The 19,895-nt window shown below is 62.0% G+C and carries 18 protein-coding genes; 3 read left to right on the top strand and 15 right to left on the bottom strand.

Annotated elements, in window-relative coordinates; all coding sequences use genetic code 11:
* The first annotated feature begins 6 nt into the window (after positions 1-6).
* Entirely contained in the window at positions 7-456 is a 450-nt protein-coding gene (locus J0I99_RS15925) for a signal peptidase II (protein WP_291398591.1), read from the top strand.
* Between the two features lie 722 nt (positions 457-1,178).
* Here J0I99_RS15925 and J0I99_RS15920 read toward each other — a convergent pair.
* From J0I99_RS15920 to J0I99_RS15900, 5 genes are all read right to left on the bottom strand, one after another.
* The gene (locus J0I99_RS15920; RefSeq protein ID WP_291392691.1) at positions 1,179-2,375 is read right to left on the bottom strand and encodes a ZIP family metal transporter; all 1,197 of its coding nucleotides are present in this window, start codon (positions 2,373-2,375) and stop codon (positions 1,179-1,181) included.
* Positions 2,372-3,511 carry a multicopper oxidase domain-containing protein gene (locus tag J0I99_RS15915; RefSeq protein ID WP_291392694.1) on the bottom strand — a complete coding sequence of 380 codons (1,140 nt, stop codon included), beginning with the start codon at positions 3,509-3,511 and terminating at the stop codon, positions 2,372-2,374. Before J0I99_RS15915 ends, J0I99_RS15920 begins: the two co-directional genes overlap by 4 nt.
* A 97-nt stretch (positions 3,512-3,608) precedes the next feature.
* Complete coding sequence (locus tag J0I99_RS15910) at positions 3,609-4,043, bottom strand: cytochrome c (RefSeq protein ID WP_291392696.1); 435 nt, start codon at positions 4,041-4,043, stop codon at positions 3,609-3,611.
* A complete protein-coding gene (locus J0I99_RS15905; protein WP_291392698.1) occupies positions 4,040-4,894 on the bottom strand; it encodes a hypothetical protein in 855 nt (284 codons plus the stop codon). Before J0I99_RS15905 ends, J0I99_RS15910 begins: the two co-directional genes overlap by 4 nt.
* Positions 4,895-5,766: 872 nt before the next feature.
* Positions 5,767-5,973, bottom strand: a complete 207-nt coding sequence (locus J0I99_RS15900) for a helix-turn-helix domain-containing protein (protein ID WP_291392699.1) — start codon at positions 5,971-5,973, stop codon at positions 5,767-5,769.
* Between the two features lie 124 nt (positions 5,974-6,097).
* On the opposite strand from J0I99_RS15900, the gene J0I99_RS15895 reads away from it, so the two are divergent.
* Entirely contained in the window at positions 6,098-6,904 is an 807-nt protein-coding gene (locus J0I99_RS15895) for a hypothetical protein (protein ID WP_291392701.1), read from the top strand.
* 81 nt (positions 6,905-6,985) lie between these two features.
* Entirely contained in the window at positions 6,986-7,297 is a 312-nt protein-coding gene (locus J0I99_RS15890) for a hypothetical protein (protein ID WP_291392703.1), read from the top strand.
* Here J0I99_RS15890 and terL read toward each other — a convergent pair.
* The 10 genes from terL to J0I99_RS15840 all read right to left on the bottom strand — a co-directional run.
* Positions 7,245-8,726, bottom strand: a complete 1,482-nt coding sequence (terL, locus tag J0I99_RS15885; protein ID WP_291398590.1) for a phage terminase large subunit — start codon at positions 8,724-8,726, stop codon at positions 7,245-7,247. The two genes, J0I99_RS15890 and terL, sit on opposite strands and share 53 nt — an antisense overlap.
* Complete coding sequence (locus J0I99_RS15880) at positions 8,719-9,186, bottom strand: DUF5681 domain-containing protein (protein WP_291390205.1); 468 nt, start codon at positions 9,184-9,186, stop codon at positions 8,719-8,721. Before J0I99_RS15880 ends, terL begins: the two co-directional genes overlap by 8 nt.
* Before the next feature lies 1 nt (position 9,187).
* On the bottom strand, positions 9,188-10,609 hold the full coding sequence (locus J0I99_RS15875; RefSeq protein ID WP_291390204.1) for a DNA methyltransferase: 1,422 nt from the start codon (positions 10,607-10,609) through the stop codon (positions 9,188-9,190).
* Positions 10,610-11,606: 997 nt separating this feature from the next.
* Positions 11,607-12,695: an ABC transporter ATP-binding protein gene (locus J0I99_RS15870; protein ID WP_291398589.1), complete on the bottom strand. Its 1,089-nt coding sequence runs from the start codon at positions 12,693-12,695 to the stop codon at positions 11,607-11,609.
* Position 12,696: 1 nt separating this feature from the next.
* The gene (locus J0I99_RS15865) at positions 12,697-13,590 is read right to left on the bottom strand and encodes an AraC family transcriptional regulator (RefSeq protein ID WP_291398588.1); all 894 of its coding nucleotides are present in this window, start codon (positions 13,588-13,590) and stop codon (positions 12,697-12,699) included.
* A gap of 13 nt (positions 13,591-13,603) precedes the next feature.
* Positions 13,604-14,494: a carbohydrate ABC transporter permease gene (locus tag J0I99_RS15860; RefSeq protein ID WP_291398587.1), complete on the bottom strand. Its 891-nt coding sequence runs from the start codon at positions 14,492-14,494 to the stop codon at positions 13,604-13,606.
* A gap of 2 nt (positions 14,495-14,496) precedes the next feature.
* Positions 14,497-15,381 (bottom strand): carbohydrate ABC transporter permease, encoded by an 885-nt coding sequence (locus J0I99_RS15855; protein WP_291398586.1) that lies wholly within the window; start codon positions 15,379-15,381, stop codon positions 14,497-14,499.
* A 73-nt stretch (positions 15,382-15,454) separates the two neighbouring features.
* A complete protein-coding gene (locus J0I99_RS15850) occupies positions 15,455-16,726 on the bottom strand; it encodes a sugar ABC transporter substrate-binding protein (protein WP_291398585.1) in 1,272 nt (423 codons plus the stop codon).
* Between the two features lie 27 nt (positions 16,727-16,753).
* Positions 16,754-19,414, bottom strand: a complete 2,661-nt coding sequence (locus tag J0I99_RS15845) for a GH116 family glycosyl-hydrolase (protein WP_291398584.1) — start codon at positions 19,412-19,414, stop codon at positions 16,754-16,756.
* A 169-nt stretch (positions 19,415-19,583) separates the two neighbouring features.
* Positions 19,584-19,895, bottom strand: a 312-nt coding sequence (locus tag J0I99_RS15840) for a tyrosine-type recombinase/integrase (RefSeq protein ID WP_291398583.1), incomplete at its 5' end; no start/stop codon positions are given.

Genomic DNA, 19,895 nt, shown 5'->3' with positions numbered 1-19,895 from the left:
ACGGCCATGACACCCGCGCGCGCTGGATTGGTGCTTCTGGCCTTCTTGCTGGTTGCTAGCGACCTCGGTGCGAAGGCTCTGGCACGCTGGGGGCTTCGTGCCTCCGATCTGGAATTGGGTCCCTTCCTTGCCCTTCGTCTGCGTTTCAATGAGGGATCGACCTTCGGTCTGCTGCCTGCCGGGTCTGCGACCTGGCTCGTCGCCGGCGTAGTTGTCTTCGTCGCAATCTTCGGGTGGTGGTTCGCGCCGCGAAGCGGGTCAATAGCCCTGGGCGCCGCCGTCGTCAGCGCTGGAGGAACTGGGAACCTTGCTGATCGCTGGCTCCAGGGCCGCGTCACCGACTTTGTCGCGATTCGAGTATCAGACTGGCAGCTGCCGATCTTCAATCTGGCCGACACCTTCCTGGTGCTCGGGGTCCTCATCATACTCTGGCCACGTCCGAAGCCAGATGCATAACCGCTGCAGGGGTCTTGACCTTCCAACAGTGGCAACCCCTACAGCGGGGAGCTCGAGGGTCTTGATGGAACCGGACGCTTTCGGCGCATTGCAGGGGGAAATGTTCCCCTCACGAAGGGACGGCCAACTTCTCGAGGTTGCCCGAGCGACGCCCCATGAGCGCTCGCGACTGCGCAAGATCATGGACGCCTATCTTCTGTCGCACCCGACCACTGCAGGATGGCGCGATAGCCGTGCTCGCCTCGTGGAAACGCCCCACTTTGCCAGGTACCGGAAGGACAAGTATGCCGGGCGGTACGAGAGAGCGGTTCATGCCCTAGGTGCAGGAGGAGCATCGGCCGCCGAACTCGAGCTCGTGCGGTCGCTGGGTGCTGAGATCGCGGGATCGCCGTTGATCCTCAATTCCGGGCAAGTGGTGCTATCAGGCAACATCATCGGCAGGAGCGTTCGCCATGGCCGACACGAGTCGTTTCTTTGGGCAACGCTCCACCCGGTTTCAGCCGTCGAAAGCGCTGAGGCCCGAACAATGGGCGACACGGAAGGCCCACTTCCGACCGTGCATGTGTTGCGCCTGGACCAGAGCCTGCCAGCACTACTTGGACGGGCAAGCCCCCAAGGCAGTTGGGATATTCTCCTGCCACGCAGATTGCGATTGACGGTCACCACCGCACACAGGCTCTCTCCGGACTCAACGTTCGAGAGGCGATCCTTGGTCTCTAGACCTAGATCTTGATCAGGGCAGCCGTCGCATACATGAAAGCAACGCCCGTGAGCAGGCCGCCAAGTGCCGCCGGCGACAGCCAGGTCGAGGCTGCGCCCTTGTTGGAGCGCAGCAGGTAGGCGCCGACTTCGACGATCACCTGCAAGATCGCGCCGGCGCCGACTGCGAGCGCGAGCGCCGACCATTGCGGGGCGACCGCAAGGCTGCCGAGCCACATGCCGATCACCGCAGGGGCGCCGGCCACCACGGTCAGGGCGACAAAGCTCCAGAGCGGCGGGCGCTCCTTGAGGATGGGCGCGGCGATGCCGATACCTTCGGTGATGTTGTGCACGGCAAAGCCGAGCACGAGGAAGGTGCCGAGCCCGGCCGAGCCCGCGGCAAAGGCGGCGCCGATGGCCAGCCCTTCGCCGAGATTGTGGAGCCCGATGCCAAGCGCGATGAAGAAGGACAGCGCAAGGCCCTGCGGCGTGCCGCGCCAGCGGCCAATCGCCATGAGGACGAGGAAGCTCGCGAGCGCGGCGAGCACCACCAGCGCCGGGCCCTGGAACAGGGCGGCCGATTCGCCGGCAAGCTCCAGCGCCTCTGAGCCCATGTCGACGAGCAGGAAGGCGAGCAGGCCAATCGTCAAGGCGAGCAGGAAATTCATGCCCGGTCGGCCAACGCCGCGCAGCGCCGGATAGAACATGAGGCCGACTGCCACCGGCAGGATGCCCACGATCGCACCGATCAGGGCCTGGGCCGTAAGGCCCGCCGCGCTTGGTTGGGGCGTTGCCACGGCGACCGGAATTTCGTGCTCGAACGTGGTGCCGGTACTGGTCACGATGTTGATGGCATGGGCTTCGCCCACCACCCACGGATAGGGAAGCGCGATCCACGCGGTCGAGCCGCGCGACAGCGGTCCGGCCGGATCCTGGGTGAAGGTCCAGTAGGCGTCATCGACCTGGACTTGCGCGATCGACATCGGCTCGGAACCTCCCCCGCGCACGAGGACGCGAATACCGGAGCCGTCGAGAATCGTGCGCTCGTAAGTCAACGCTTCGACGGGCGGCGCGCCGTTGTTGAGGCTCCTCAGCGGATCTGCCGCCACGATCCAGGCAACTGCCGCAAGCAAGAGCACGAGCGGCAGGAGCAACCAGGCGACACGCTGCCAGCGGGGAGCGGCAACGGGTGGTGGAAGGGTGGACGCGGTGTCGGTCATAGCGGCGACTCCACGACGTCGAACACCCCCATCCAACCCAGTTCGGTGAACTCGGACTGGTGGGCGTGGAACATGTACATGCCCGGCTCGTGATCGGCGTAACTGAACTCGAGAATGCCGCGCTGGGCCTGGCACTGCGTGATGATGTCGGAGCGCAAGCTTGGAGTCAGCGAAGTGCCGGTGTCGTAATAGTCGAAGAAATTGGCGTGCAGGTGGAACGAGTTGATGGGATCGAACTCGGTGACATTGACGAGGTAGATGCGCACCGGTCGACTCTTGTCGATGCGGATCGGCCGGTTGCCATAGGCATGGGGGATGGAGTTGACGGCGTAGAACTCGTTCTCGCCATCGAAATTGGTGTCGAAGGCGTTCATCACCATCACCAGTTCCTGCCACTCGGCGTTTTCGGGCGTCCCAAGCAGCCGCGACTTGGCTTGCGCCTCGAACTGAGGGTGCCGCTCCGGATCGGGGTCGATGACGAAGGCACCGTACATGCCTTTGTGCATGTGCCGTTTCAGCGGCACCGCATGGCAATGGTAGAGGTGGCAGCCGAAGGGCCTTGCGTCGAACTCGTAGACGAACTCCTCGCCAGGACTGACGAGGCCGGCACCCGGCACCCCATCCATGCGGGCCGAGTGGATGCCGTGGAAATGCATCGAGTGCGGGTGGGAACCGAAGTTCTTGAACACGAAGCGCAGTCGCTCGCCTTCCTTGGCGCGGAAGGCCGGACCGGGTACGCGGCCATTATAGGTCCAGGCGGGGAACATCACCCCCGGAGCGATCTCGATCTCCTTGTCCATCGCCTCGACCTCGAAGATGCGCAGCGGCTTGCCTTCGGCGGTGGTGGAGAGCGTCCCGGTATCCCAGGTCGAAACGATCGCGCTCGGATCGAAGCCGTTCCGTGCATGGTCGACTTCGCCAACCGTCATCATCGCGCCATGGGGACCGGCATTGGCCGAGGGCGCGGCGTAAGGGTCAGGTGCGAACGCAGGAGTTGCATCAGCGGCGTGCACGATGTGGTCGGTCTGTGCCGCAGCCACGGTAGCAAAACCTGCAGCGCCACCCGCAGCCAGCAGGCCCCCGATCAGCAGGCCCCGACGAGTTACCGGCTCGATCGCCGTATCATCACTGCTCATGAATCGTCCTAGTTGCAAATCGCTCGCAACTAGAGCCCAAACTACGGTCTTTTGCAAGTAGGAATGAGTTGCAGGTAGATCGTCATGCTCAGCAGTCTCACATTGGGTCGGCCTTTGATCGATCAGCTTGATATGCTCGTGCGCGGTCCGGCCAGGTGCTTTTGATGTAGTCGAGCACCTCGGTGATCTGTTCGTCGCTGAGCACGCCTTCAAACACTGGCATGTCGCTCTCGTAGCCGGGAGCGATCGAAGATAGGCCGCTCTTGACGATGGTGAAGAGCTGCTTGTCGGAATGATGCCACGTATGGCCGGTTTCGTCGTGGGGCGGAGCGGGCAACCGACCGCTCGGGAGACGCTTCATCCAGTCAGGCTGGCCTTCGAGACTGACACCATGGCAGCCAGCGCAGTTGGTCACATAGAGGGCGCGGCCGGGCGTTTCGGTCCCGCCCGACCGTGCTGAGACGAGGAAGCCATACCCGGTTGCAGTCACCAAGCCAGAGATGATGAGCAGGGCAAAGAGGAGAGACCTCATTTTGCGAACGGCTGCCAGGTCTTGCCGCCGTTCTTGCTTTCAAGGATGGCACTCTCATCGGTGACGGCGGCGAGATGAGCCGGGTCGAGCGGGTCGGCAGCAAGATGCTGGAAGTATCGTTTGTCGAAGCCGGTCGAGAGTTCCGCCCATTGGCCATCGGACGCGAGGCGAAAAAGGCCCGCGCCATAGAAGAAGGCATAGAGAGCGCCATCGGCGGTCGCCTCGACCATCGTGACCGCAACGCCGGCGGGACCGGCCAACTGCCAGTTCCGGCCGCCATCGGCGCTGCGCATGAAGCCGCCGACAGTACCCGCGTAGAGGAGATCGGAACTATCAGGCGCGGCGGAGAGGTCGATGGTCCGTTCGGGGCCTGAACCGACCATCGACCATGTAGCGCCACCGTCGCGGCTCACCTGGATGCCGCCAAAGAGGCCGTAGATCACTTTTGGGTCGGCACGGCTGATGGTCATGGCGTGGAAGTCAACCGGGCCGTTCACCCCGTCTGCGAGCTTTGTCCAGGTGATGCCGCCGTCCGTAGACTGGATGATGCCCAGGCCGCCAGCCTGGTCCGGATGGCCGCTGGCGAGTAGCCGGTAGGGGTCGGCAGGGTCGAGACTGAACCCCATGTAGTCGCTGGTATCGGCGGAAACCGTTTCGGCAGTACCGTCCGGACTGCCGCGGAACAGACCGTTATGGGTGGCCAGCAACAGGCTGCCGGGCCGGGACTGGTCGAAGGCGATGCCGTGGATGTGGGAAACCTCGGAGAGCGGGAGCTGCGCGGCCTTTGTGGCAGTCGCATGGGCGAGGGCTAGAGCGATGGTGAGGATGATTAGGCCGATGTGGTGACGCATGAGAGGTAGTCCCCGCTAGATGTCGTTTGGATGAGAGCACGCCCCGCACGAGCTGGGCTGCTGCCCTTTGCTTTGGCGGCGGCGCCTCGATCAGGCGATATGGGTGGTTCGCGGCGGGGGAGTTGCTAAGGACGGTGCCGTTGCGACCGGAAAGGGCCGAACTAGCCTCGGCGACGCGGCGAGGGCAGCGGTTTCATGCTGAAGGCCGATCGGCACGGGCAGATCGACAGCCGGAGCAGTACAAGTAATATTGCACCCCAGCTGGTCTCCGCAGGGCATCGCTGGGGCCTGTCGCTCGCATTCCATAACCGGCGTGCCCATCGACATCTGGGCCGATTGCAGCATGAGGCCCCTGGTATTGGCAGCTACCGCGAAGCTCCCCAGCCCAGCGACAGCAACCGCTAGGATCGTCAGGACTAAGAATTGCCGGACCAAGGGCGACATTGCGGCACAGTGTGGTGGTTAGGTACTGGAATCAAGCGGCTGGCGAGGTTGTGATCCGAGTAGAGCGCTCGGCATCCGCCGAGGCGGTAGCTAGGAAAGATGGACCGGGTACGTCAGATCGCATGAGCGGAACTTGGGCTGGTGCCGGGGCGCGCGCCATGACCTGCATGCACTAAGCTGTCTCGTGGGTTTGTGACAGGCGCCTCGGTGGCCGAAGGGGCACCCGGACTTGCCGACGACGGGATCTGGGAAAGAGCGGCCTGGCTTCTCAGCAGCCGGGGGTCTGTGTTCGGAAGACATGTGTAATTCCCTAACTTCCGCTGCCGCTACAGGACTCACGTTTGACGGACCGCTACTGAGCTGAATCGCGATCTTTCCTGCTCGTCAGTCGGCCGACCGCTGGGTACCCACGGCACAGCTCGTGCGCCCTATGCTCGAAGCAGCACGTCGGGTGGCACTCCCAGTGCCTCAGCTATGACCCCAATGTTGTCGAGTCCGACGTTGCGGATGCCGCGCTCGATCCCGGAAATATAGGTCCGGTGCAGACCTGACTCGAAGGCCAGATCCTCCTGCGACATGCCGCGCTCTTTGCGCAACCGCTTAATGTTCGCCGCAAAGATCGCACGGAGCTCCATGCCCAGGAGCCAATGCGGATGTAGCCGATCAATCTACAGCCGATGAGTCTCATTTCGAGTTGACTTGTAGCCTATGAGTCTCATCAGTGTTCGTCATCAAACCGAACCTGATGGGAGATCAGTTTTGCGCACAAAGCCAAAGGCTTACGGACACCTCACCAACACCGGCGCCGCGCCAGCTCGAAAGCACCTCGGCCACGTGGCCGCCCTCGCGATCGCGGCGGCGGCGACTGTTGGTGCACCGGCTGTAGCGGAAGAGACGAGCCAGTTCGGACCCGATGCCCTCAAGCTCTACTGTGACGGCCAGGAGCGATACCTCGCTACCATCCGGGAGGCCGACGACAAGTTCGGGATTTCCGGCACTGACGAAAAGGGCGACTGGATAAGGGCGCGGCAGGCCGAAAACTACGCCCAGATCGAGAAGGACCTCGGCGCCCCCTTCACGGAGTGGGAGCCCGTCGCGATGACCGAGTCCTGGGGCCAGCGCTGTGAAGCTCTGTGGCGCGGCTGGGAGATGATCGAAGAGGCCGACTGGAAGGCGTCGACCGGTGACGATGCCAAAAAAGTCGAAGAGGCCCTCATGCTCCACTACATCAAGATGGCTGAGAGAGGGTTGTTCCAGAACTTTGACGGCAGGCTATACACAAACGCCGTCTGCAAATCCGACGTTATCGACGGCTTCCGGCTAACCGGATGCACCTTGTTTGGGGGCGGCTTTTTCGCTGGGTTCTTCAGTGACCCGATGATCTTCATGGTCGCGAACAAGGACGGGCACACCGCCTTCGTTCCCCTCGAAACTCACACCAAGGAAGATATCCGGCGCTCCTACTATACCGACACCGAGGGGAATCCAGTGATGACCGGCTGGTACGTCGGAGACTACCCGCTTCCCTTCGACTGGGTTGAGGCCGTCGAGCGGTTTGGCAAATGAGCCCTCGGGGGGAGATCGGAGTGGTGCGTGGGGCGAGCAGTTTCGCTCCACCCGCCACCTCGGGTCACGGGGACTTCTGTAATGGACAAGCGTGAAGCCAACGCTCGGTACTATGCCGCCCACCGTGACCGGATCATTTTGCGCGAGAGCGAGTTGCGGCCATCGACCATCCTGGAGCTCATCGACTGTCTGGAAGATCAGGAACTCCATGCGCACGATAAGCGCGTCGAACGGCTCGAGCGGCTGTTTGTCGAACTCACCGGCATTGAGCCGGAGCAATTCAGAAGTGCCGAGGGCGGGGCGATGGCCAGCGGCACACCGCCAGTGCAGCCGGCTCAGGTCAGCGTGGACGAAGTCGTTTGCGCTCCAGTCTTGGCCGGCCCTCCGAGCTGAGCTTCAGCAGGCCCTTCGGCTGACGCCGCATGTGGTTGAGGAACTGGCTGATACTGTCGACCTGGTCATCGTGACGGGTGTTGGGAAAGCCGGCGATCTCGGTCAGAAAGGCGGACAGCCAGTCAGCGGACTCCGGGAGATAGACCCGGCCTTCTTCGATAATGGCTGAGCAGGCGGCGAGGCGATCTTCCTTGCTGCCCTTGGGGTTGACCGTGCGGTAGCGGTGGTGTCGGTCGCGCACAATCAGATCGCTGTAGAGGTTGCGGCCGCTGTCGGCCCTCTCGAGCAGGACGCGACCGGCGCCGTGTCGGCGCACAACTTCCAGGATGAGTCGCCGGAGGGCGGGATATTCCAGTCGCTCGCGGTACACGCGCAGCAGGTAGTAGTGATTGTCCCGCACGCCCCAAACGGACCCCACCGAAAAGTCGTTATTGTCATTGGCCGCCGAGGCAGTGTCCCAACTGACGACAACGGCATCGAACCCCAGTCTAAGGTCCTCGGCCGTATAGGTCCTGAACCACGCCGTCTTTACCAGGTTGCCTTCGCGCGGCAGCGGCTCCTGCTGATATTGCGCGGAGAACACCAGTGAGCCGAGGTCGCGCTGGAGCTGGGCTAGCGTCTCGTGGTCCTCGCGGTCAGGATCGATCACACTGCCGGCGGCACGGACGTATGGCGCCGGCCTGCCGATCACCAGATGGCTGGTTTCAAGTTCGGCGATCGCGGGAACCTTCAATACAGTCCAGCCATGGTCGGGCGATGCCGTGAGATAGCCGGTGACATCATCCTCGTGCAGGCGCTGCATGGCGACCACAATGCGGCCGGTCTTCTTGTCATTGAGGCGCGAAAACAGTGTGTTGGAGAACCACTCGTTGACACGCTTGCGTTCGGCTTCCGACTGAACGTCACCGGGCTTGATCGGATCGTCGACGATGATGATGTCGGAGCCGCGACCTGTCAGGGTGCCCTCGACCGAGGTCATGTTCACGCCGCCATTGCGGTCGGTGACAATCTCGGACGAGGTGTTCTTGGTCAGGCGAATGTCCGGGAATGCTCGCCGGTACCAGAGGCTGCCAAGGACGCTGCGCAGATCGCGCATCATCTTCTCACCCAGCTCTTGCGAGTAGCAGACGAGGGTGAAGGTGGTGCCCGGACTTCGTCCGAGCACGAAGGCCGGAAAGGCCACCGAGGCCGAGATCGACTTCAGGTGCCGCGGCGGCACGTTGATGATCAGACGCCTCAACGCGACCCGTTCGACCTGGTCGAGGTGCCAAGCCATCGTACCGAGCAGCCAGTTCGGTTTGACGTTCTGGCCATCGTTCAGGTGCTGAAACGTCTTGGCGATGAACAGGTCGAGCCGTCGCGTGAGCAGCACCTCTAGCACTGCTGCCTGATCATCGACGCGTAAGGGGTGTTTGGGGATCTCATTCATCGCCAAACCCCTTCATGAAGCTGCGCAGCAGCTCTTCATCGGAGCGCGAAAAGTTGCGATCTTCGGGGGTTGAAGCATCCTGCGCTTCGAAGACGTGCAGCAACGGCACCAGTATCCTGGTCGAAGAGACCTTGCCACCGAGCGTATCGTTCACGATCCGCTTCATGACCGCCTCAAGTTTGGTGACTGTCGTCACCTTGTCGCCCTCCCGCAGGGTGATCTTCTGCTGCAGCTCCTCGCGCAGGAGTGTGAACGGGCTCTTCGATCCTCTTGGCCGACCCTTCGGGTTCCCGGACTGACCGGGCTGGAACTGCGAGTGTTTGGGCGGCTTGCCATAGCCGACCTCGTACGACTGTTCCGAGGCAGGCGAGATCGACGGAACTGCTTCCGTGGTCGAAGGCCTTGGCCGCTCCCGCCGACGAACGGGAGCGGAATGACCGCTGGGGCGAGTCCTTGTCATGTCAAACCTCCTCGACCGATGCTGTCGGACGCACGCGCGCACGAACTGCCGGCGGCACAACAACCGGAGGGGTGGCTTCCGCACTGCTCTCGCTCCGCTGCGCAGCGAGCGCATCGAAAGTCAGTCCAGTCGCTTGGTGCACAGCGTCTATGCCAAACCGCGCCTTGAACCGCCGGATAGCCACATCGACGTAGAGGGGATCGAGTTCGGTGCACCTGGCGATCCGGCCGGTCTTCTGCGCAGCGACAATCGTGGTGCCCGATCCGACGAAGCTGTCGATCACCAACTCATTGCGATCGGTCAAATCCATGATAGCGTCAGCGATCATGGCGACGGGCTTCACGGTGGGGTGCGCTTCGAGGTCGGCCATGCGCCCAGCCCCAAAAGTGTTCACCCCGGCGTAGTCCCAGACGTTGGTCCGGTACCGCCCCTTGGCGCCGAGCATCACGTTATTGACGTGCGAAGCTTTGCCCTTCTTGAACAAGCAAAGCAGTTCATGCTTGCTGCGATAGAGGCTGCCCATGCCGCCGTTCGACTTGTTCCAAACGATGAGATTGAGGAGCCTAAGCCCAAGTTCGCGCCCGACCCGGAGCATGGTCTCGACGCTGCGCCAGTCGATGAACAAGCCGACGATGCCGCCATCCATCAGATTGGCGACCATTACGACGATGGCCTTGCGCAGGAAGTCCTCGAACTCGGCGTCGGTCATCTCCCCGGAGGCCTGCACAAACTCCCGATGCTGCGTCTTGCCGAGCCCGCCCACGTGGCCATCGACAGGCACATTGTAGGGGACGTCGCTCAGCACGAGCCGAGCGGCTTCGCCGCCCATGAGCACGTCAAAGGTCTCGCTGGACAGTGCGTCACCACAGACCAGCCGATGTTCTCCCAGCATCCACACGTCGCCGACCCGGCTCACTGCGACGGCGTTCGGGACAGGGGCCTCGTCGTCGGGGCCCTCTTCCTCGCTGGCGTCGATGGGATTGAGAACCAGGTCGATCTCGGCCGTGTCAAAACCGGTGAACTGGAGATCGAAGGTGTTGTCGATCTCGATGATGCCCTCAAACTCGAGCCTCAGGGCGTCACGGTCCCAAGTGGACATCTCCGCGAGCTTGTTGTCGGCGATGCGGTAGGCTTTGATGTCGGCCGCAGACAGATGGCTCGCGACAAGCACCGGCAACTCGTCGTAGCCGAGACGACGGGCCGCCTCGACGCGCGCGACACCGGCGATGATGTCGCCGGTCGGTTCAATCAGCGGCGGACAAAGAAAGCCGAAGCGTCGAATGCTGGCGCGGATGCGTTCGATCTGAGCCTCGGGGTGCTTTCGTACTCTCGGACCGGGGCGCAGGTTTGCGGTGGGCCAGTACTCGATTTGCTGACTGTTGCGGTTCCCATGGTTCGCCACGGGTGGTTGGGTCTTTCGCAATTGGACACTCCTGCTTCTGCCGGCACCACAGCGGCACCGGTGGGTCACTGCCGGCCAGTGAGTGGCAGCGACCCAAGCAGAATTGCCGTCGTCGGGGACTGAGGGAACTAGGGGTGCCAACTGAAACTGGGAATGTCGCCAGCATGTCCTTGCGACGCGTTCGCAGGACCGCTGGGAGCTCTTGCGCCATTACGGCAAATGAACCCCGGTGCAAAAGTAGCCGAGCATCCAGATCGCGACCTCAAAGGCGGGCCGTTCAACGACCTTGATCGGGACCCGAAATTCCCTGATCGGGCGGCGAAAATCCCTGTTCCGGGGTCTAGGGAATTCGCCTGCTAACGAACTGAAGAAGCGGAGAAAATCGCCGCCCTCTTAGATGCGAAAAGGCCAGAAAATGGGAGAAATCCCTGTATTCTCCCGCCGAACAGGGAAATTGGAGACTGGTTTGCGGTGACTACATGCACCGCCACTAAGTCATTGATATTGATGGCTTTTTTTGTCTTGCGGGGGGTGGGCAGCTAACCCTCGGAAGGGTCGCGTCTATTCGCCCTGGCGGTGGCGCGAACCCAACTGGAGACAGCCGATTCGGAGCCCGAAATCGCGATGCAGTCGTGCCATTCTCTAATGGCCAGTTTCGCACTTGGCATTGGGGCGCTTCACTCCACCACTCGTTCGTTGGACTGACTCTCTGGTGAGCAGTCGGTTGGTAGCAATGCTCCAAAGGTCCGCTTGTGGCCCAAAGCAGGCTCTCACAGGAGGGCAATCTGTTGCTGCAGCGCGCCCCCAGCCCCAAAACCAATCGCTCCCCCATAGAGCCCCCCGCATCGTCTCCCGCACAGGGGGGCGACGCAAAATGCGAAGCTCACACAGCCCTCTGCATCAAGGGTTTAACAGGTCTAGAATCTGACTATGCGCCGAAACCGCCCGGTGTATGGCTGGTGTCCAAGGTGTGCCCAGGACCACAGCAGTGCTCGAAGTGTCGCCATAGAGCTTCCCATCAGGCTGCCAGTGAGACACCCGTTCTGGTATCGAAGCAGTAGATATCGGACGGCTGTAGGGCGAGGCCGATTAGCTCGTTGTCGCCGAAGCGCTGCTGGCCGGGCCGCTTGATGACGATGCGCTGCGCTTCGCCGGCGTCGCCTACATCGCAGTAGAGGAAGGTTTCGCCACCCAGCTGTTCGGTGAATTGCACACGGGCGGTGGCGTCGGCGCGGTCGGGCGATATCACTTCGACATGCTCGGGCCGGATACCGACATCGATGGTCTCGCCGGTTCGTGCTGCCCGGCTGAAGTCCAGCGGCAGCTTGCCGCCCGGGACCTCGATGCAGGTCTTGCCACCATCGCTGCCAACTCTGCCCGAGAGGAAGTTCATTTTCGGCGAGCCGAGGAAGCCAGCGACAAAGCGGTTGGCGGGTTTGTTGTAGAGGTCAAGCGGGGTACCGATCTGCTCGATGCGACCCTCATTGAACACCACGATGGTGTCGGCGAGAGTCATTGCCTCGACCTGGTCGTGTGTGACGTAAATGGTGGTGCGCCTCATCCGCTTGTGAAGGTTGGCAATCTCGACCCGCATGTGGACACGAAGCTCGGCATCGAGATTGCTGAGCGGTTCGTCGAACAGGAAGATGCGCGGGTTGCGGACGATCGAGCGACCGATGGCGACGCGCTGGCTCTGGCCACCCGAGAGCTGTCCGGGCCTGCGCTGCAGCAGAGGCTCGATCTTCAGCGTGTGCGCTGCATCCATCACCAACTCGCGTATTTTCGACTTGGGCATGCGGGCCTGCTCGAGGCCGAAGGCCATGTTCTGGTAGACGGTCATGTTGGGATAGAGCGCATATGACTGGAACACCATGGCGATGCCGCGGCTGGTGGGCGTCTCCTCGTTCATCACGCGCCCGTCGATCAGCAACTGCCCTTCGCTAATCGTCTCGAGGCCGGCGATCATCCTCAGCATCGTCGATTTGCCGCAGCCCGATGGGCCGACAAAGACGATGAACTCGCCATCGGCGACATCGAGGCTGACGCCGTGGATCACCTCGTGCTTGCCATAGGACTTGCGGATATCGCGAAGGGCGACGGTGGCCATTTCAGTGCTCCCTGATCAGCATTTGCTGCCGGTATTCGCTCGGCGTGGTGCCGAGGTATTTTTTGAAGACGCGTGAAAAGTACTGTGAGCTGCCGAAGCCGAATTCGATGGCAATGTCGGTGACCGGCTCGTCGGTGGTCGCAAGTTTACTGCAGCAGCGCTTGATGCGAAGGCGCTGCGCATAGTCGCTGGGCGACATGCCCACCTCCTTGCGAAAGCGGTTGTGCAGATAACTACGTGAGAAGCCGAGGCGGCTAGCGACCTCGCTTATGTTTAAGTCTGCGTCGGGGTTGGAATGCAGAACTTCGAGGAACTCATCCACCAATTCGCTATTGCTGCGGTCAGCGAGTTTCTTGTCCTGCGCCTTCCAGGCCTCGATCAGCACCGTATGCAGCGCCGCACGCATCTCGGCGATCAAGAGGCTGGAGCCGGTATAGATGCGCGGGTCGGCCACCAGCCGGCCCAGTTCGCTGATGGCATCGAGACAGCGGGGCTCGATGTCATGGGTCAGGCCGCGGCAGCCGAGATAGTTCTGGAAGTCGCGGAAGCCGTCGCTCGTGAGGAGCGCCGGATCGGCGATCTGGCCGGCGCCGGCCATGACGATCCAGAACGACTGGCTCGGCGGATAGAGCCCGTTGACGATGCGGTGCTTCTTGTTGGCTGGAAACAGCGCGAACTGGCCGCCCGAGACGGGGATCAGCGCCTCGTTCTCGAGCTCCCAGCAGGCCTCGCCTTCGATGACGAAGACCAGCTCCGGCCCGTTATGCGACGACCAGCTGTCAGTGGTCGCCATCGCCTTCTGGAAGCTAGCGAAGCCGAAGGTCTTGATCTCCGGCACGCCGATGTCGGCGCCGGTGATCGAGCTGTTGAGATCGAGGATTTGCGATCCAAGCATGATAGGTCTCCAACTAGCGCTTGATGCCGGTGCTGGCGATGCTCTCAACGATGAAGCGCTGCGCCACAAGGAATACAACGAGCAGCGGCAGCACGCACATCGTGACCGAAGCCATGACGACCGACAGCGACAGTGAGCCGAACGAGTCCGACAGCGCCGTCAACCCTACAGGCAGCGTCATGACGTCGAAGCTGCGCACGAAGATCAGCGGCAACAGGAAGTTGTTCCAGCTCGAGGTGAACACAATGATGCTCAGCGCCGCGATCGGCGGCCCCATCTGCGGCAGCGAGATGCGCCGGAAGATGGTCCAGTATTTGGCGCCGTCGATGAACGCCGCCTCCTCGTACTCTCGTGGCTGGCCCTCCATGAACTGCCTCATCATAAAGATAGCGAGCGGGTTGGCGAGCGCGGGCAGGATCAACGACCACAGGCTGTCGAGCAGGCCGAACGCCGCCATGCCGAAGAACAACGGGATGACGATCAGCGCCGGTGGCACCATCAGCCCGATCAGCAACAACCCGAACAGCACGGAGGTGCCTGGGAAGCGGAGCCGGGAGAAGGCGAAGGCCGCCATGGCGCTTGTAAAGATCACGCCAATCGTGGTCGCGGCAGCAACGATGAAGCTGTTCAGGTACATCCTGAGGAACGGAATCGGGGACTCGAGCGCCGCCCGGTACGAGTCGAGATTAAACTGGGTGGGAAAAAAGCTTGGCGGCAGCTGGTAGGCCTGGTTGGCCGGCCTCATGCTGGCGGCGAACATCCACAGGAACGGCAGCAGCATGAGCACTGCGCCAATACCGAGCAGGATCATCACCGGCACATTGCGCCAGTCGAGAACGCGCAGCGCCGAGTGGACGCGGGCGGTAAGGTTTGGCCTCGCCGAGAGTGTGGCCTGGCTCTGCATTTCTATCTCCTCACCCAGCGGCGCGCGATGCTGAGCTGGATCGCGACGACGATGGCGATGACGATCAGCAAGGTCAGTGCCGAGGCGGCACCGGTCCCCAGCTCGCCGGCATTGAAGGCCTCGCTGTACATGTACATGACCACCGAGCGCGTCGCGTCGCCTGGTCCGCCATTGGTGATGATCTTGATCGAGTCGAAGACCTGCAGGCCCCCAATGGTAGCGTAAGTTATGCAGAACAGGATAACCGGCGCGATGAACGGCAGCTTGATGCGGTAGAGCGTCGTCAGCGCAGAGGCGCCGTCGATGCGCGCTGCCTCGAGCAGGGTTTTTGGGACGCCTTGGAGCGCTGCGAGGAAGACGATGAGGAAGAAGCCGACATTCTTCCATACGTCGATGATGATGATCGACAGCATGGCGATGTTCTTGTCGGTCAGCCAGCGCACGGGCGGCAGGCCCATTGCCTTGACGTAGTAGTTGATGGCGCCCAGGTCGTAGGAGAAGAGGAACTGCCAGATGAAGGAGACGAACGCCAGCGACACCAGTACCGGTAGGAAATAGGCAAGACGGAACAGGTACAGCAGCGGCCCCGGCAATCTACGATCGAGCAGCACGGCAAGCGCCAGGCCCAGGCCAACATTGCCGGCGACGGCCAGCACGATGAAATAGAAGGTGTTGGCAAAGGTCTGCCAGAAGCGCGGATCGGTGAAGATCCAATCGAAGTTCGCCCAGCCGACCCATTCAGCCTTCAGCGTGAGCCGGTCGACCTCGAGCACCGAAAGCATCAGCGCGGCGACCAGCGGCAGGGCCAGGAACAGGATGTAGATCGCGTAGGCAGGAATCAGAAACCCGTAGGCTGCAACCGCTTCCTTCTGCTTGAGCGTGGCCATCGACCCCTCCAAGTCTTATTCGTGCCGGTGAAACCGGAAGGATGCTTGCGCACCCCGCCGGCCCCTAGGCAGGTTAGTTGTAGGCTCGCTTCATGGCGCGCGACAGTTCGCTGTCGAGCTCGGTGATCGTGGTGTCGAGGTCCTGGTTCCCGCTCATGTAGGCGCCGAAGTGCCGCATGAAGATTTCCTCGACCTGGGCGAAGTTGGGCGGGGCAGCAACTGCCTTGGCGGTCGCTGCGGACTCGTAGAACAGATTTGCGTTGTCCGGGAAGGCAGTCCACTCCGGCGTCGTCGCAAATGAGCGAGCCGAGGGGATTGAGCGACCGGAGTCGGCGAGTTCCTGCTGGTACTCTTTGCCGGTCATCTCCTTGATGAACTCCCACGCGAGTTCGGGGTTCTTGGAGGCCTTGGTGATCGACAGCCCACCGATTCCGAAGACGGTCGCCTTGACCTTGTTGATCGGCATGATCTGAACGCCGACGTTCTTCATGTCGCTGGCGATGATCTCGGGCAGCGGCCAATGGCCGGCGGCAAACATCGCCACTTGCCCGGCGACGAACTTGTTATCGCCCACGCCCGCCTCGAACCCGGGCGAGACCTTGTGCTCGTTGATAAGGCTATGCAGGAACTGCAGCGTCTCGCGATAGTTGTCGGTAGTTACCGTCGGCGCGCGCCAGTCGGCATCGAGCGTGCTTGCCTCGTTGGTGAAGAACCAGGGCTGCAGGCCGAAGTTGAAGCCCGGGACAACGTAGCCGTACTGGGTGGTATTGCCGGCAGCATCCTTGACCGTCAGCTTCTTGGCCGTTTCGAGGAAGTCGGCCCAGGTCCAGTCATCCGAGGGATAGGAGACACCTGCGGCATCGAACATGTCCTTGTTGTAGTACATGACGATGTTGTTCCACTCGGTGGGGAAGAAGTTGAGTTCCCCGCTCGGCCTTGTGCGCATGCCGTCAAGCAGGTTCGGCTCGATGTCGGCAAGCACGGTCGCAGCGGCGGGATCCTTGGAGGTGATCTCTTCGAGGTTGACCAATACGCCCTTGCTACCGACTTCGGCGAAGCCTTCGATAGCGGCGGCAAACACATCCGGCACATCACCGGTGGCGACTTGGTTGAGGAACGAGTTGTTGTACTCACCCCACGTCGGTTGCGGCACGAACTGGGTCTCGATCGTCACGTTGGGGTACTTGACCTTGAACCGCTCGATCGCCTTCTCGGTCGAGGCGATAATCTGCGGGTTGACCCACTGGAACACCTTGAGGGTGGCGGTGGTATCGGCGGCCGGTTGGGCTAGCGCGGGACTGGCAATGGCCGCGGCCAGTAGACTGATCGATAGGAACTTGCGCATGGGGTCTCCTCCCTGTTGGCACGGGTCTTAAAGGCTTGCGATGTCCGGTTGGTTGGTAGCGGTAATCCCCGCATGGCGGAGCATCATGCCCATGCCGGGGTGAAACACTGAGCGTCCTTCGCGACGCTCTGGCTTGCCGCCGAAATGATCGATGGCCTGGGCCTTGAAGGTGATCTCGCCGACGCCGATCTCGTCGATCGACAATTCGCCGCCGAGCACAGTGATGCGGGCTTCGCCATCATCGATGGCGACGCTTCCCCAGGCAGTTCCGGTCGACCACATCGAGCGGAAGCGGCCGCCACTCTGCAGCTTGGGCGCAAAAGAGATGCGTCCTTCGCTGAGATCGAATGCGAAGCCGGACAGCACAAGCACCGCGGCATAGCTCGCCATCGAACGGGCATAGTTGGAGCCGCACTCGATTTCGTTCCATGGGTTGCGGTTGTGACCGCGATAACGGTCCCGCACCGCGGCGAATACCTCGATGCCCTTTTCCAACTCGCCGATCATCATCAACTGGCAGCCGAAGGCGTATTCGAAGCCGTGCATCGACTCCTGGCTGTAGGGCACCGGGATAGCTGGACGCTCCGCGCCAGGCGGCCATGCGCACATCAACGTGCCAGCTTCATCCTCCAAGCCGAAGACGCGGCAGGGATTGGCTTCGTCCCCAAGCCGTCGCTTGAAATTGTGCTGGTAGATGGCGCGGACCGCAGAGGCGAACTTTTCCGGTTCGAACACGTCGCCGAGGCCGTAGAGCCCGGCATGCCACTGCGCTAGCACCTGGTCGATCTCGCAACCCTGCCCGACCTGGTATTTCACCTGGCCATGCTCATCGCTCCAGTAGAGGTCGTAGATCGAGCCGCGCACGTAGTTCGACTGTCCGAGCTTTGACTCGAAGCGGGCGAGCTGCGCCTTGTCGGTGAGATCGACGTCTTGAATGAAGTAGCTGCCGTTGAACAGGTTCTCGTGCGTCCACTTGCGGCCGCGGGCATAGATCTCGGCAAACTCTGCGGCGGCATCGTCATCGCCTACCGCCCTGGCCATCTGCGACCCGGCCAGCAGCGCCCCCAGATAGAAGCCGTTGAGCCACGAGCTCGGCCCGAACAACTCCATGTCGAGGGTGTGGTGCTGACGCCCTGTGAGTACGCCGGATTTCTCCGGGTCCCACATGTCGTAATTGTCGGGGTGCCAGGCGTAGCCGATCGCCGCCTTGACGTACGGCCACACCTGCTGGAGCCAGCGTAGGTCGCCGGTAAGCTTCCAGTCGCGATAGGCCTTCAGCACGTTGCCGAACTGGCCATCAACGCAGGGCCGGTCGTTCGAGGTGCCGATGCCGAGCGGCAGTGCCAGCCGGAAGGCCATGCCGCCCGAGCCAGGCAACTGGTTGTAGGCGAAATCGGCCTCGCGCATCGAACGTTCGAGGTCCGGAAACAGGAAGGGCAGGACCTGCTGGTAATTCCAGACATGGGTGCAGCTGCCCTCGCAGGAGCCGGCATCGGGATGGCAACCCTCCCAGCCGTAGAAGGTGCCGTCCTCGAGTCGCAGCACGGTGGCGGTCTTGACGATCGACAGGTTGGCTGACACGGCGTCTAGCACCGAATCCGGCAGCGTCGAGGCGAGCAGCTCCGCCTGCAAGCGCTTGGTTTGTCCAGCAAGGAACTCCCAACGTGCGAACGCTTCTGCGGCGACCGCGTCGGCGCTGGTCCATTGGGTTGCGTAGTAGTTCTTCCAGACGCTCGGGATGTCCTTGGGCTCGCCGATCAGGGCGTTCTGCGATACCCAGTACTTGCTGGCGTTGGGCACATACCAGGCGATGGCGACCTTGACGGTCTTGCTCTCGCCCGGCGCGATGGTGAGGTGGCAGGCGAGTGTCGAATGCTCGGCGACGGCCCGGCTGCCCGACATGCGGTGCGTCGCACCATCTTGGTAGTAGCGGTCCTTAAGTGGACCCGGCCGATTGAGGTCCTGCCAGTACACTTCCAGCGCATCGAACCAGCTGCCGCGGAAGAAATGCCGCTGGTGGCTGGTCTCGGCCCAATCGGTCGAAATACCGAGTTCGCTGTAATGGATCGATTTGGGGTCGGACACCGACCGGCCGTTCAGCGCCATACGATCACCGTCGTTGCCGACGCTCACCGTTGCCGGGTCGCGGAACTCGAAGCCGAGGCAGCCGAACAACGTGTAGTCGATCGCCTTATCGGTGGTGTTGGAAAGGGTGAACTCGAACATCGCCACCGGCATGCTCGAGTAGCGGCTCTCCATTGGCAGATAGGGACTGAATGCGTTGAGCTTGACCGTACCGGGAAAGCGCTTGTCCGCGAAATCCAGCGTTGCCACCGGATAGGGCCCAGAGAGCGCGCAACTCTCGAAGCTGGGGAATCCCGACATATGCTCCCGGCGCACGCCGAAGCCGAACGAGTTGAATTGTTTGCCGAGGTAATCGCCGGTTAGTGAGCCTTGGAACGGTCCGTGGAGCACCCGAGTGTCCAGCACAACACCGTCCCGTTCGGCTCGGACGGCGAAGTGGCTGAAGCCGTTGACGCTGCCCTTGTTGGGGCGGTTGTAGATTTCCCAGTCGCGGAGCCGACCATCGGCGCCGATGCCGATAGAACCGGCGCCGATACCGCCCAGTGGAAACACCACGTTGCGTGCGGCTTCGCCGGCGTAACGAAAATAGGCTGCGCGCTCCATGTGCACATCGCTCCCAGAACAGGACACAAGAGGTTCGGCCTCTCGTTGCTATCTGCCTAGTAGCGCGATTAGCGATGGCATGCGTTCAATCCTGTCGCGAGGACATTTGTACACATCGGCAGGACGTCCGCTTGTGGCGCGAAACCGACCCTTGGTTTCGCGCCAATCTTCAGAGTTCGATCTGCTCCGCAAGCCGAAGCGCGTCGTCTACCTCTACGCCGAGGTAGCGAACCGTCGTCTCGATTTTTGCGTGTCCGAGCAGCAACTGCACTGCCCTCAGGTTCCCCGTCTTCCGATAGAGCTGCGCTACCTTGCTTCTACGCAACGAGTGAGTGTTGATTGCCACTGAGAACTGACCCAGCAGGCTGGGATTTTTCCATCGAGATTTGACCCATGTGTGACCCTTGCCCCTCGTGGTTTGAGCGGGGGCTGTGGAGTGATCGACATGGCATTGTTGAGCGTTATCCGACGCTGGCATTTT

The sequence above is a fragment of the Devosia sp. genome, from assembly GCF_017307495.1.
Lineage (GTDB): Bacteria > Pseudomonadota > Alphaproteobacteria > Rhizobiales > Devosiaceae > Devosia_A.
Note: the sequence above shows the minus strand (reverse complement) of the source record. Positions and strands in the feature narration are given on the sequence as shown.